The sequence below is a fragment of the Haemophilus parainfluenzae T3T1 genome (assembly GCF_000210895.1).
Classification (GTDB): Bacteria; Pseudomonadota; Gammaproteobacteria; order Enterobacterales; family Pasteurellaceae; genus Haemophilus_D; species Haemophilus_D parainfluenzae_A.
Genome location: NC_015964.1, coordinates 1,975,911 through 1,989,399 on the forward strand (window position 1 = coordinate 1,975,911; position 13,489 = coordinate 1,989,399).

General features: G+C 38.9%; 11 protein-coding genes. 4 read left to right on the forward strand and 7 right to left on the reverse strand.

Annotation, left to right across the window (positions count from 1 at the left end):
• Positions 1-7: 7 nt before the first annotated feature.
• Genes aroC through seqA form a run of 4 tightly spaced genes read right to left on the reverse strand, consistent with a single transcriptional unit; the run spans position 8 to position 6,453 of the window.
• Positions 8-1,081 carry a chorismate synthase gene (gene aroC, locus PARA_RS09665; protein WP_014065623.1) on the reverse strand — a complete coding sequence of 358 codons (1,074 nt, stop codon included), beginning with the start codon at positions 1,079-1,081 and terminating at the stop codon, positions 8-10.
• A 15-nt stretch (positions 1,082-1,096) separates the two neighbouring features.
• Complete coding sequence (mscK, locus tag PARA_RS09670; RefSeq protein ID WP_014065624.1) at positions 1,097-4,441, reverse strand: mechanosensitive channel MscK; 3,345 nt, start codon at positions 4,439-4,441, stop codon at positions 1,097-1,099.
• 13 nt (positions 4,442-4,454) lie between these two features.
• Positions 4,455-5,807, reverse strand: a complete 1,353-nt coding sequence (menE, locus tag PARA_RS09675; RefSeq protein WP_014065625.1) for an o-succinylbenzoate--CoA ligase — start codon at positions 5,805-5,807, stop codon at positions 4,455-4,457.
• A gap of 4 nt (positions 5,808-5,811) precedes the next feature.
• Entirely contained in the window at positions 5,812-6,453 is a 642-nt protein-coding gene (gene seqA / locus PARA_RS09680) for a replication initiation negative regulator SeqA (protein WP_014065626.1), read from the reverse strand.
• 70 nt (positions 6,454-6,523) lie between these two features.
• On the opposite strand from seqA, the gene PARA_RS09685 reads away from it, so the two are divergent.
• The 3 genes from PARA_RS09685 to fur all read left to right on the forward strand — a co-directional run bounded on the left by PARA_RS09685 (position 6,524) and on the right by fur (position 8,426).
• Positions 6,524-7,309: an alpha/beta fold hydrolase gene (locus tag PARA_RS09685; protein WP_014065627.1), complete on the forward strand. Its 786-nt coding sequence runs from the start codon at positions 6,524-6,526 to the stop codon at positions 7,307-7,309.
• 126 nt (positions 7,310-7,435) lie between these two features.
• Positions 7,436-7,960: a flavodoxin FldA gene (gene fldA / locus PARA_RS09690; protein ID WP_014065628.1), complete on the forward strand. Its 525-nt coding sequence runs from the start codon at positions 7,436-7,438 to the stop codon at positions 7,958-7,960.
• Positions 7,961-7,991: 31 nt separating this feature from the next.
• Positions 7,992-8,426 carry a ferric iron uptake transcriptional regulator gene (gene fur / locus PARA_RS09695; protein WP_014065629.1) on the forward strand — a complete coding sequence of 145 codons (435 nt, stop codon included), beginning with the start codon at positions 7,992-7,994 and terminating at the stop codon, positions 8,424-8,426.
• 97 nt (positions 8,427-8,523) lie between these two features.
• Here the strand turns inward: fur and argG are convergent, their stop codons facing one another.
• From argG to PARA_RS09710, 3 genes are all read right to left on the reverse strand, one after another.
• Positions 8,524-9,858 carry an argininosuccinate synthase gene (gene argG / locus PARA_RS09700; RefSeq protein ID WP_014065630.1) on the reverse strand — a complete coding sequence of 445 codons (1,335 nt, stop codon included), beginning with the start codon at positions 9,856-9,858 and terminating at the stop codon, positions 8,524-8,526.
• Between the two features lie 51 nt (positions 9,859-9,909).
• Positions 9,910-10,740, reverse strand: a complete 831-nt coding sequence (locus tag PARA_RS09705) for an NAD-dependent dehydratase (RefSeq protein WP_014065631.1) — start codon at positions 10,738-10,740, stop codon at positions 9,910-9,912.
• A gap of 72 nt (positions 10,741-10,812) precedes the next feature.
• On the reverse strand, positions 10,813-11,673 hold the full coding sequence (locus PARA_RS09710; protein ID WP_014065632.1) for a phosphoribosylaminoimidazolesuccinocarboxamide synthase: 861 nt from the start codon (positions 11,671-11,673) through the stop codon (positions 10,813-10,815).
• 222 nt (positions 11,674-11,895) lie between these two features.
• Here PARA_RS09710 and prfC point away from each other — a divergent pair, with 222 nt between their 5' ends.
• On the forward strand, positions 11,896-13,479 hold the full coding sequence (gene prfC / locus PARA_RS09715; protein WP_014065633.1) for a peptide chain release factor 3: 1,584 nt from the start codon (positions 11,896-11,898) through the stop codon (positions 13,477-13,479).
• The last annotated feature ends 10 nt before the right edge of the window (positions 13,480-13,489 follow it).

The window sequence follows — 13,489 nt, forward strand, 5'->3', positions numbered from 1 at the left end:
AAAAGAGTTATTTGCATTGCGCTTTAAAACGTAATAAATGATCGAGTAACACAATTGCGACCATGGCTTCTGCAATAGGGACTGCACGGATTCCCACACAAGGATCATGACGGCCTTTTGTTACTACTTCAACAGGATCGCCCGCTAAATTAATGGAACGACCTGGAATAGTGATACTAGACGTCGGTTTTAGTGCAATGGTCGCAATAATTGGCTGACCAGTGCTAATGCCACCTAAAATACCGCCAGCATGGTTGCTTTCAAAACCATTGGGTGTCATTTCATCACGATGTTCACTGCCACGCTGTTCAACCACCGCAAAACCATCGCCAATCTCGACACCTTTAACGGCATTAATCCCCATTAAGGCATGGGCTAAATCAGCATCAAGTCTATCAAAAACGGGCTCACCTAAACCAACAGGGACATTCTCTGCAATCACGGTTAGTTTGGCACCAATCGAATCCCCTTCTTTTTTCAATTCACGGATTAATTCATCAAATTTTTCGACCGCACTTTCATCTGGACAGAAAAATGGATTGCTGTTGACTTTATCCCAATCAATTTTGCCGACAGTCTGTGGTGCAATCTTTACTTCGCCGATTTGGCTTAAAAAACCACGCACTTCAATGCCAAACTGCTCACGTAGATATTTCTTCGCAATCGCACCCGCAGCAACACGCATGGCGGTTTCTCGTGCAGAAGAACGACCACCACCGCGATAATCACGAATACCGTATTTTTGTTGATAGGTAAAATCCGCATGTCCAGGACGGAAACGATCTTTGATATCGCCATAATCTTGTGAACGTTGATCACCATTTTTAATGATCATTCCAATGCTGGTACCGGTTGTTTTACCTTCAAATACCCCAGATAAAATCTGTACTTCATCGTTTTCACGACGCGGTGTGGTATAGCGTGATGTACCCGGTTTACGACGATCTAAATCAGGTTGAATATCGGCTTCCGATAATTCAAGATTCGGCGGTACGCCATCTACGATACAGCCTAATGCAATACCATGTGACTCCCCAAAGGTTGTCACACGAAAAAGTTGTCCGATAGTATTCCCTGCCATATTCTCTCTCTTTAATTAATGATTTTTGGCTAATTTTGCCACATCAATAAATGGAATTTCTTCACCCGTATCTTTATTCTTAATAAAAATATCTAATTGGTTGAATGCAATATCAATATTATTTTCAGCAAATAACTGATTTACGCGGCGATTAAGTGCATCAAGCGTATCATTTCGCTCAGATACTTGCCCTACATAAACACGTAATTCGTGATCTAATGTACTTGCCCCAAAGGTCAAGAATAATGCTCTTGGTTCTGGATCTTTTAAGACACTTGGTTGCTCATGCGCGGCTTGCAATAATAAGCGTTTCACCAGTTCTAAATCTGATCCATAAGCCACCCCAACGGACACGACTAAACGAGTAACGGTATTAGATAATGCCCAGTTAGTCACTTGTCCAGTAACAAAAGATTTATTTGGCACTATTACTTCTTTTCGATCCGGATCAATCATGGTAATAGCGCGAATACGGATTTTTGCCACAGTACCCGTTACATCATTGATGGTTACGGTATCGCCCACACGAATTGGACGTTCAAATAATAAAATGATACCGGAAACAAAGTTCGCAAAAATTTCCTGCATACCAAAACCGAGACCAACGGAAAGGGCGGCAAATAACCACTGTAATTTAGACCATGACATCCCTAGCGTTGAAAATGCCCATGCGCCACCCACTGCAACCAAGATATAGGTTAATAATGTTGTAATGGTATAAGGAGTACCTTGCGAAAGTTTCACTCGCGAGAAGATTAATATTTCTAAAATACCTTGAATGTTACGCACTAAAATATAGGTAATCACAACAATGATTAACGCAACAATCAAGTTAAAGAGTGAAATCGTTTCTGTCACCACGCCAGCTTCAGTTGTTGAAGTTTGTTGCCATAAAGTAATATCACGCAAATAGCTTACAACGGTCACTAAATCTGACCAGACATAATAGAAGATGGCAAAAAGTGCGGTCCAAATAAAGAGATCGGCAAAGCGTAGTAACTGGCTACGTACTTCATTTAAGGCTAATCCCTCTTCTTGTTCGGTAATCACGACCACATCATCAGAGGCTGAAGCATCACTTGAATCTTGTTGTTTTTGCTGACGCTTTTCTTGTAAACGACGATAAGCTAAACGTCTTGATGCAACAGTCACACCGCGATAAATTGTATGACGCACCAACGACCACACCACCCATGCAATGTAGGTATTAATAATATGCGTAATTAAATTTAAGGCGGTGTAATAATATCCTAAAGCAATTAGCGCAATTAAAATAACAGGGACCAATTGCAATAAAACGCGCATAATTTTTAAAAGCGTTCTATCACGCTGATCCGTTGTGCTTGAACTCAAGGATTTTTCTGTACGAACAAAACGTGGTGCAATAATCACAATACAGAAAAGCAAAGCAACAATCGTATTAATTTCGCCGAGGACATCATTGGCTAAGCCGGTATCCATGACATTACTGAAAATCGACGTATTCAGTAATAACACAACAGAAACAATAATACGTTTCGTAACATCTTGTAGGCTAGCTGCACTCTCTTTAGCAAAACCAAAATGGCGTACTAAAATACCATTCGGACGAAGAATAGCTAAAACAAAACTAAAGAACCACCAATAGCCCGCCATACTGAGCGACCATTCCCAAAACTCTTGTGGATTTTTTACAAAGAAAAAGCCTAAAAGTTGGCAAGCTGCTAAAAACCAAAGGGTACCTGATAACGATAAAAGCGCCGTATAAAATAACGCAAGCGGCGTATGCCACTGGCTATCAGAACGAAGCTTATTAATTTCGCCATTAATCACGCTCAAACGTTGTTTAATCGATTCTTTAAATTTGAAAATCAACCCACCAATCACAAACAAAATAAAGACATAAGTGAGTAAATACGGCAAATTATCAAAGTTTGTTGGAAAACCTAATTTTTTACCAATACCATCAAATTGCGCTTTGAGTGACATCGGTAATTTCTTGAACCAATCTAGATTAATTGGGTTATTACTTTTTACCCAGAAACTTTGTTGATCAAGTTTAGACTGGATCTGATCACTGATTTGTGTAATTTGTTGTTGGGTTAGCTCTAAGGAAATCGCCAAATTCAACTGATTATTCAATGACTTAATCAAATCAGAGGCAACTTTACGACGTTCTGTCAATAAACTGGCTAATTGTGCTTTTTCCGCCGGTGTAAACGATTTGTTTTCATCCTGCTCAATTTTACTGATGTAGGCATCAATATCATAAAGCTCATTACGTTTTTGCGTGATATCAAAGATCTGTACACGTAAATCTGCAATTTGTTTTGAAAGACCTTGAATATTTAAATTGGTCGGTAGTTTTTGTTTTTGTTGCTGAATAATGCGAGAAAGCACCAACGTGCCTTGTAACGCACTGATTTGCTCATCAATGGTACGTTGTGTCTGCGTTAAGTTATCCAACACATTTCGCATGCGTAGTTCATCTTGCGTTAATGTATTGGTTTTCTCTGTTTGCTCAAGTAAATATTGGCTAAGTTGCGAATTTAAACCCAACTCTTTCTGGATCAGCGGATTTTGCTCAACACTTTGGTTTTGTTGTTGCGCTTGCTCAACTTGGTTTTGTGTTTTAGCCAAATTCTTTTGATTAATCGCTTCTTGAATGGCTGCAATTTGTTGCTGCAATGCTTGAACACGAGTATTTAATAGTTCATATCGGCTTTGATAAAGCACCGTCAACTGATCGCTATTTTTTAATAGTACTTGATTATAGATATTTTTTAGCTCAATCAATTGCAATTCCAACTGAATTTGCTGTTTTAACAATGCACTTGTCGTTGGATCAGCTAATTTCTGATTCAATTCTTGCGTACGTTTAACATTGTCTGTTAAGGCTGTTTGAGCTCGTTCAGACACTGAGCTCTGTCCTGCAAGTTGCGTATTCACGGCACTTAAGGCAGATTGTGCATCTTGTTGTTGATTGGTCAGTTTCTCAACCTGAGCCTGTAGATTGGCTAAGCTTTGTGAAGCATAATTGGTGTTACTTGGCGTGCTTAGCTGTTTTTTAAGATTTTGAAGATCAGCGCTATTCTTCTGAATTTCAGAATCAGCATCAATAAGCGTATCTTGCAAATCGTTATTATTTTTTTGCTGTGTTTGAATTTGTTGCAAGAAATCAAGCGAAGCCTGGATTGTCGCAATATTATTTGTCTTTTCATCACCATCCGGTAATTTTTGTGCCTCGGCTAATTCACTTTTTAGCGTTTTTTCCGACGGTAAATCAGCATTACTATTCTCTGCCCAAACAGGCTGAGAAAGTGCCAGCGTAAAAACAAATGAAAGACCAAGTGCGGTCAAAACACGAGAGATTTTTTTCATTAAACTAACTTTCCTATTGTTGCGACAGCCAATCAGCGAGTGCTTTGCGAGAAATCTTTATTGCCCCTTGGATTAAATTCGTCGGGAGTTCATAGTAGGCAATGGGTTGCTTAAATCGTTCCAATCGCCCTTGTAAAAAAACATTGAGAGATTCAACCGCACTTTCATTAAATGAGGTATGAAATTCAACAATCGCGACAGGACGATGGCCAAATTCCTCATCATGTTTAGGTAAAACAAAGACTTGTTTCACCAAATCTGATTGTGCAATCACTTTTTCAATTTCTTCCGGCTGAATATTTTCACCGCCGGAAATAAACATATTATCTAATCGGCCTTGAATGACTAATTCGTTATCGAGCCATTGACCTTTATCTTTGGTTTGGAACCAACCTTCAGCATTAGTAAGCGGATCAACATACCCATTGCGCCAATATCCCATGGCAAGCCCGGCACCTTTTAGCCAAACTTCTTCATTCACTAACTTGAACTCTCGACCAAGCAAAGGCTGCCCCACACCGATTTTTCCATCTGATTGTTTAGCGAATGTGGTAGAAGCCATTTCGGTCATACCATAACCTGAATAACTGCGAATCCCTAATTCATTTAATGCTTGGGTTAATTTAACAGGGATTTGTGTTCCACCCAATAATACCGCTTGAGTTTGAGTAGATTGTGGATGTTCGGCCAAATAATCAAACCAACGCTGCAATTGCGTTGGCACGAGAGAAACATGGGAAACCTCTCCAATAGATTGATAAAAATCTTCTTTCGGTAAAACTAAGGTTGCACCTGCGTAAAGCCAGCGCCACACAATGCCTTGTCCGGAAACATGATAAAGCGGTAAAGAAAGTAGCCACGATTGCTCTTTGCCAAAATTCATTAAGGCACAAACGCCTTCCGCATTAGCTAAATGAGCAGACACATTATGCACCGCTGCTTTAGGTAAACCAGTTGAACCCGATGTTAGCGTCATCGTTGCCGCTTTTCTAAAATCCGCTGTATGTTCGGGTAATACTTCAGCCGCTAAATAATGAATATCTTCGGTTTGATAACAAAAATCCACCCCATACACGTGGCTCAATTCTTCTCTTTTTTCTTGAGGAAATGCAGGGTTGATACCTAAAATTTTCGCGCCTAGCTGAATAACGGCTAAATAAAGAAATAAGATCTTTTCTGAATTTTTACCACAAAAAGCAACCGCACTTTGCGCTGTCACACCTTGTTGTAAAAGAAAGGCTTCCACCTGATTAATTTTCTCAGCAAGTTCTGCCCAAGTAAAAGGATCGCCCTGCGAATTTCGCAACGCGACCTGATTTGCATACGCTGAATTTTGGGCAAATGCTTGCCAAGGGAATTTTTGCATTGACTTAGTTGCTAACGAAATAAGGGCGAACTTCGTCAATTAAATATTCCGGCAAATGCATAGATTGCATCGCCCCTTCTAGCATCAGCATCTTACGACCACTATTGGTATTGGTAATCACCCAATATGGTGTATCTGGGATTTGTTTTGGTTTCGTATGATTCCCCGCCACAAGCAACGTTCCTTCATCACGAGCAAAATACACACGAGTACGGCCTTGCAAGCTTTCTGTTGCCTGCGCAAAACTTTCTGGATTGGTACGATAAAGCGTACGCAATATACTTAAAAAACGCACAACTGCTTTTGGTTCTTCTTTAAATTCGGCAGAATTCAAGAGCGCACGAACTTTATCAACAATATGATTAATTGCTTCATCCGATTGTTTTTTCACTGCTTTTGGTGGCTCAACAGGTTCAACTTTTGGTTGAGATACTTCGGTTGTTTTTTCCGTTAAAACAGGCTCAGCATGCACCGCACTTTTTGGCGTTTCAGCTGACGCAACTGATTCAAAGAAATCAACTGAGCTTGTTGCGTGAGTGGGTAAATTCAACAAACGGCGAAGAATATCAGACGCACTTTCTCCAATAGATTGAGTTTGCGCCGCAATGTATTGATATAATTCTTCATCAACTTCAATTATCTTCATTTTTTTCTCTCCGTTTGCTAAAATTTTCACCCATTATAACGATTTCTAACCAAATTCTCACGCAAAATATATGTCATCTTCCCAATTATTAAACTATCAATTTCATCAAACAAAACAAGCAATTAATTCACCTACCTTAGTTTTTATTCACGGCTTATTTGGGGATATGAATAATCTTGGGGTTATTGCCCGTGCATTTAGTGATCACTATAATATTTTGCGTGTAGATTTACGTAATCATGGGCATAGTTTTCATTCAGAAACAATGAATTACGGTGTCATGGCTGATGATGTATGGCAACTTATCGATCACCTTCAATTAGATAAGGTTATCTTAATTGGTCATTCAATGGGTGGAAAAACGGCCATGAAAATGACCGCTCTTCAACCACAACGCGTGGAAAAATTAGTTGTTATTGATATTGCCCCAGTCGCAAATAGCAGTGCTGGACATGATGATGTGTTCCGTGGTTTGTTTGCCGTGAAAAAAGCGCAGCCACAAACTCGTCAACAAGCTAAGCCTATTTTAGAAACTGAAATTGCCGATCCGAGTGTGGTGCAATTTATGTTGAAATCTTTTGAGCCGACTTCAAGCGAATATTTTCGTTTCAATTTGACCGCACTTTTTGAGCATTATGCGGAACTGATGGATTGGCAGGAAGTTTGCGCTAATACGCCTACTCTCTTTATTAAAGGCGGACTTTCCTCCTATATTAAAGAAGAATACACGGATGCAATTTTGAAACAATTCCCGAATGCCACCTCCTTCACTATCAATGGTTGTGGGCACTGGGTTCATGCGGAAAAACCTGATTTTGTGATACGTGCAATTGATAGGTTTCTAAATAAGAATTAATCGTTTTAAATGAGAATTATTCTATTCAAATGAGAATTCATTTATGTTATAGTTCGCACAAATTGTGGGTCTTTGATCCCTTATCTTTTTTCTACTCACCTAATTTTATTTCAAAAGGAAAGAACAATGGCAGTTGTCGGTTTATTTTATGGTAGTGACACAGGTAATACAGAAAACATTGCAAAAATGATTCAAAAGCAATTAGGCAGCGAACTCGTTGATATTCGTGACATTGCAAAAAGCTCTAAAGAAGATATCGAAAGTTATGATTTTTTACTTTTTGGTATTCCTACTTGGTATTACGGTGAAGCACAAGCTGACTGGGATGATTTTTTTCCTACCTTAGAAGAAATTGATTTCACTGACAAGTTAGTCGGTATTTTTGGCTGTGGCGATCAGGAAGATTATGCTGATTACTTCTGTGATGCGATCGGTACAGTACGTGATATCGTTGAACCACGTGGCGCGATTATCGTGGGCAATTGGTCAACTGATGGTTACACCTTTGAAGCATCAAAAGCATTATTAGACGACGGAAACTTTATCGGTTTATGTATCGATGAAGATCGTCAACCAGAACTCACTGCAGAACGTGTAGAGAAATGGACGAAACAAATCTACGATGAAATGTGTTTAGCAGAATTAGCTTAACCATCTCTATTTAGCAAATTAAGGGAACATTATGTCTGAAGAAAATATCAAATTACTCAAAAAAGCTGGGTTGAAAATCACCGAACCTCGGCTGACTATTCTTGCATTAATGCAAGAACATAAAAACGAGCATTTCTCAGCTGAAGAAGTGTATAAGATCTTGTTAGAACAAGGTAGTGATATTGGTCTTGCAACTGTATATCGCGTGCTTAACCAATTTGATGAAGCGCATATCTTAATTCGTCATAATTTTGAAGGTAACAAGTCTGTTTTTGAACTTGCACCAACAGAACACCACGATCACATTATCTGTGAAGATTGCGGTAAAGTATTTGAGTTTACTGATAACATCATTGAACAACGTCAAAAAGAAATCAGTGAGCAGCATGGCATCAAATTAAAAGCACATAGTTTATACCTCTACGGTAAATGTAGCGATATCAACAAATGTGATGAGAAAAAGTAATTCGTGCTAAAAAACGAAAACCTTAGGCTAAAATCTAAGGTTTTTTATTATCTCAATCAAAAGTGCGCTCAAAATCGACCGCACTTTTTACATACAATTATTTTTTACCTAATTGTGGTAAAACGGAATCTTTCCCTGCGGTTAATAACCCCACTTGAGAGTAGATACTTAATTTGCCGCGTGTATCTGCTACGTCTAAGTTACGCATGGTTAATTGACCAATACGATCGATTGGATCAAATGGTGCATTTTCCACTTTTTCCATACTTAAACGTTCTGCCGCATAAGTTAAGTTTGGTGACTCAGTATTTAAGATTGAGTAATCATTACCACGACGAAGTTCTAATGTCACTTCACCTGTCACCGCACGAGCAACCCAACGTTGTGCTGTTTCACGTAACATTAACGCTTGTGGATCAAACCAACGACCTTGGTATAACAAACGACCTAAACGTAAACCGTTGATACGATATTGTTCAATAGTATCTTCATTGTGAATACCAGTCACTAAACGCTCATAAGCAATGTGGAATAATGCCATTCCCGGTGCTTCATAAATACCACGTGATTTTGCTTCGATAATACGGTTTTCAATTTGGTCTGACATGCCTAAACCATGACGACCACCAATACGATTTGCTTCTAAGAAAAGCTCTACTACGTTATCAAATGTTTTACCATTTAATGCAACCGGCACCCCTTCTTCAAAGCGAACAGTTACTACTTCTGGTTTCACTTCAACATTTTCATCCCAGAATGCCACGCCCATAATTGGTTTCACAATTTTGATGCCTGTGCTTAATTCTTCTAAATCTTTCGCTTCGTGTGTTGCACCTAACATATTAGAGTCAGTTGAATAGGCTTTTTCTACTGACATTTTGTAGTCAAAACCATTTTCGATTAGGAACTGTGACATTTCAAAACGGCCACCCAACTCATCAATAAATTGTTGATCTAACCACGGTTTATAGATTTTTAAATTTGGGTTAGTTAATAAGCCATAACGATAAAAACGCTCAATATCGTTACCTTTGAAAGTTGAACCATCCCCCCAGATATTCACATCATCTTCTTTCATTGCTGCAACAAGCATCGTACCTGTTACCGCACGACCAAGTGGTGTGGTATTGAAATAGGTTGCTCCACCAGTAGAAATATGGAATGCACCACATTGAATAGCCGCAATCCCTTCATGGGCTAACTGCGCACGACAATCCACTAAACGCGCATTTTCCGCACCATATTCCATTGCTTTTTTGGGAATTGCATTGTAATCATCTTCATCTGGTTGACCTAAGTTTGCTGTATAAGCATAAGGTACTGCACCTTTTTGACGCATCCAAAGTAATGCCGCACTGGTATCAAGCCCGCCTGAAAAAGCGATACCAACTTTTTGACCTTTAGGTAAATGTTGCAGAATCGTATTTGACATATTTTATTTCCTTCATTGTGGTTATGGTGAGTGAGTCTTTAAAAAGTGCGGTCAAAAATCACTGCGCTTTTCTAACATATCATCGGGATTTGGATAACGATAAGCGAAACCTAAATCTCGACAAATTTTATCTGCCATAATGATTCGTTTCGGATCCGAATCACTACATTCAAATTGTGGTATGGATAAATCATAAAATACCGCTGCTTTTGTGTAATATTCTGCTCGCGTAGGATGAACTGTCGCGCAAAGATGGTAAGTTCGCAATCCATTTGGATTCATAAGTAAGGCTGTAATAGCTTGAATGCAATCCTCAAGATGCACCAAATTAACAGGCGAATTGCCCTGTTTTAAATTGCGTTTTCCTGCTAAGAATTTAACCGGATGGCGTTGTTTACCAATTAATCCTGCAAGTCGAAGAATATCGCAATGCGATATTCCTGATTGGAACAAGCACTTCTCAGCTTTTATCAGGGTTTTGCCTATTTCTGTTTCAGCTGAAAGTGGAGAACTTTCATCAAATTGCCCCGAAATATCAGGAAAAACAGAAGTTGAACTGGTAAAAATCAAGTGCTGTGCACCTTGTTTCTGGGCTTGATTCGCTAAAAAAGCAAGATATTCACAATACTGTTGAGAAGAAAAACTGCTAGGTGGTAAGGTGATAATGAGAGCATCCACATCAAAAAGAGATTGAATATTATCAGGCAAACTACTCATTTTTTCTGAAAAAGAAAAAGGATAAGCTTCAATGCCTAACAGATGCAATCGTTGAGCATCCGCTAAGGATTGTTTTGAGCCTTTTACACGCCAACCGAGTTTTTTTAAGTGTTGCGCCAGCGGTAAACCTAACCAACCTAAACCAACTATCGCAACAGATTTCATTTTCTTTTATTCACAATATTTTATCCATAAAAATCCCTGCCATTCTAAAGCATAGCAGGGAGATTGTTAATGTTATTTTGTTAATAAATCCAACGCCTCTTGATATTTAGCCACTGTTTTTTCAATCACTTCTTTTGGTACTTTAGGCGCTGGCGGTTGTTTATTCCAACCACTTTGCTCTAACCAATCTCGTACAAATTGCTTATCAAATGAGGGCGGATTTGTTCCTTCTTTATAAGTATCAACTGACCAAAAACGACTAGAATCTGGTGTTAATACCTCATCCATTAAAGTGAGAGTGCCATTTTCATCTAAACCAAATTCAAATTTAGTATCACAAATAATAATGCCTTTAGTCAGCGCATATTTGGCAGCCTCAGTGTAAAGAGCTATCGCTTTTTCTCTCACTTGTGCCGCCAATTCTACTCCAATTGCTTTTTCACATTCTTCATAGCTAATATTGATATCGTGATTACCCACTTCTTCTTTACTTGATGGTGTGAAAATCGGCTCTGGTAATTTACTTGCCTCAACTAATCCTTCCGGTAATTTCAAACCACAAATGGTCCCTGTTTGCTTATAATCTTTTAGTCCACTACCCGTTAAATAACCACGAACGATAGACTCAATTTTAATTGGATTCAAACGTTTGCAAACCACTGCGCGATCTTTTACTAAATCAGCTTCTTCTTTTGGTAACACATCATAAACTGAATCGCCAGTAAAATGATTCGGCATAATATGGGCTAACTTATTGAACCAGAAATTGGAAATTTGAGTCAGAATTTCACCTTTGCGTGGGATAGGATCATCTAAAATCACATCAAATGCAGACAAACGGTCACTGGCTACCATTAACATCCGTTTATCATCGATCTCATAAAGATCACGCACTTTTCCCGAATAGATTTTTTTTAGACTAAGTTGTGTCATTGTTTGCACCTTTTATTATAAGAATAAAAAATCGGCACATATTATACCGCATTTCTTACGCAAACGTTTGCTTTTTTTTTGTCAAAAATTTTTAAAGAAAAAAAATTACAGAGTCATACACCTAAATAAGCTATAGATAACAAAAGAAAAACAATTTAATTTGAGCTCAATCTGAAAATCAGCGACAATACAGCATTATTTAAAACAGAAGAAACAAGACAAATGAGTTATCCATTAGAAGAAGTGAATAAACGTCGCACATTTGCGATTATTTCCCACCCTGACGCGGGTAAAACCACCATCACCGAAAAGGTATTGTTATACGGCAATGCCATTCAAAAAGCGGGCTCTGTTAAAGGTAAAGGCTCTGCACAACATGCAAAATCTGACTGGATGGAAATGGAAAAACAACGTGGTATTTCTATTACGACTTCCGTGATGCAATTCCCTTACAATGAGTGCTTAGTGAATTTATTGGATACGCCGGGGCATGAGGATTTCTCGGAAGATACCTACCGCACTTTGACGGCTGTGGATAGCTGCTTAATGGTTATCGACTCGGCAAAAGGGGTTGAGGAACGAACCATTAAATTAATGGAAGTGACCCGTTTACGCGATACGCCAATTATCACTTTCATGAATAAACTTGACCGTGATATTCGTGATCCAATGGAATTATTAGATGAAGTGGAAAACGTATTAAAAATCCATTGTGCGCCGATTACTTGGCCGATTGGTTGCGGTAAATTGTTTAAAGGGGTTTATCATTTATATAAAGATGAAACCTATCTTTATCAAAGTGGCCAAGGCTCGACCATTCAAGAAGTACGAATTGTGAAAGGCTTAAATAGTCCAGAATTAGACGCTGCCGTAGGTGATGACTTAGCCCAACAATTACGTGATGAATTAGAGCTTGTAAAAGGTGCAAGTAATGAATTTGATTTGGATTTATTCTTAAGTGGTGAATTGACGCCAGTCTTTTTCGGTACGGCATTAGGTAACTTCGGTGTCGATCATTTCTTAGATGGTTTAACCGAATGGGCGCCTGCCCCACAAGCTCGTCAGGCAGACACGCGTAAAGTCTCAGCTGAAGAAGACAAATTCAGCGGTTTCGTGTTTAAAATCCAAGCCAATATGGATCCAAAACACCGCGACCGTGTGGCGTTCCTACGCGTAGTTTCTGGCAAATATGAAAAAGGGATGAAACTTAAACATGTGCGTATTGGTAAAGATGTGGTTATTTCCGATGCGCTCACCTTTATGGCAGGAGATCGTACTCATGCTGATGAAGCCTATGCTGGCGATATTATCGGCTTGCACAATCACGGTACAATTCAGATTGGTGATACCTTCACACAAGGTGAAGAGCTTAAATTTACCGGTATTCCAAACTTTGCCCCTGAATTATTCCGTCGTATTCGTTTGAAAGATCCTCTTAAACAAAAACAATTGTTAAAAGGCTTAGTACAACTTTCTGAAGAAGGTGCTGTTCAAGTGTTCCGCCCATTAAGTAATAATGATTTGATTGTTGGCGCAGTCGGTGTATTACAGTTTGATGTGGTTGTTTCTCGTTTGAAATCAGAATATAACGTTGAAGCCATTTACGAAACGGTCAATGTCGCAACGGCTCGTTGGGTGGAATGTGCGGATAACAAAAAATTTGAAGAGTTCAAACGTAAAAATGAGCAAAACCTTGCATTAGATGGAGGGGATAATCTCACTTATATCGCACCGACTATGGTAAACCTAAACCTTGCACAAGAACGTTATCCTGATGTGACCTTCTTTAAAACAAGGGAACATTAATTGCAATACG

What these genes read in the sequence shown, in the direction of transcription:
- argG (WP_014065630.1), bottom strand. Translation starts at nt 9,858, where the DNA reads ATGTCAAATACGATTCTGCAACATTTACCTAAAGGTCAAAAAGTTGGT.
- PARA_RS09685 (WP_014065627.1), top strand. Translation starts at nt 6,524, where the DNA reads ATGTCATCTTCCCAATTATTAAACTATCAATTTCATCAAACAAAACAA.
- seqA (WP_014065626.1), bottom strand. Translation starts at nt 6,453, where the DNA reads ATGAAGATAATTGAAGTTGATGAAGAATTATATCAATACATTGCGGCG.
- PARA_RS09705 (WP_014065631.1), bottom strand. Translation starts at nt 10,740, where the DNA reads ATGAAATCTGTTGCGATAGTTGGTTTAGGTTGGTTAGGTTTACCGCTG.
- mscK (WP_014065624.1), bottom strand. Translation starts at nt 4,441, where the DNA reads ATGAAAAAAATCTCTCGTGTTTTGACCGCACTTGGTCTTTCATTTGTT.
- fldA (WP_014065628.1), top strand. Translation starts at nt 7,436, where the DNA reads ATGGCAGTTGTCGGTTTATTTTATGGTAGTGACACAGGTAATACAGAA.
- PARA_RS09710 (WP_014065632.1), bottom strand. Translation starts at nt 11,673, where the DNA reads ATGACACAACTTAGTCTAAAAAAAATCTATTCGGGAAAAGTGCGTGAT.
- prfC (WP_014065633.1), top strand. Translation starts at nt 11,896, where the DNA reads ATGAGTTATCCATTAGAAGAAGTGAATAAACGTCGCACATTTGCGATT.
- aroC (WP_014065623.1), bottom strand. Translation starts at nt 1,081, where the DNA reads ATGGCAGGGAATACTATCGGACAACTTTTTCGTGTGACAACCTTTGGG.
- menE (WP_014065625.1), bottom strand. Translation starts at nt 5,807, where the DNA reads ATGCAAAAATTCCCTTGGCAAGCATTTGCCCAAAATTCAGCGTATGCA.
- fur (WP_014065629.1), top strand. Translation starts at nt 7,992, where the DNA reads ATGTCTGAAGAAAATATCAAATTACTCAAAAAAGCTGGGTTGAAAATC.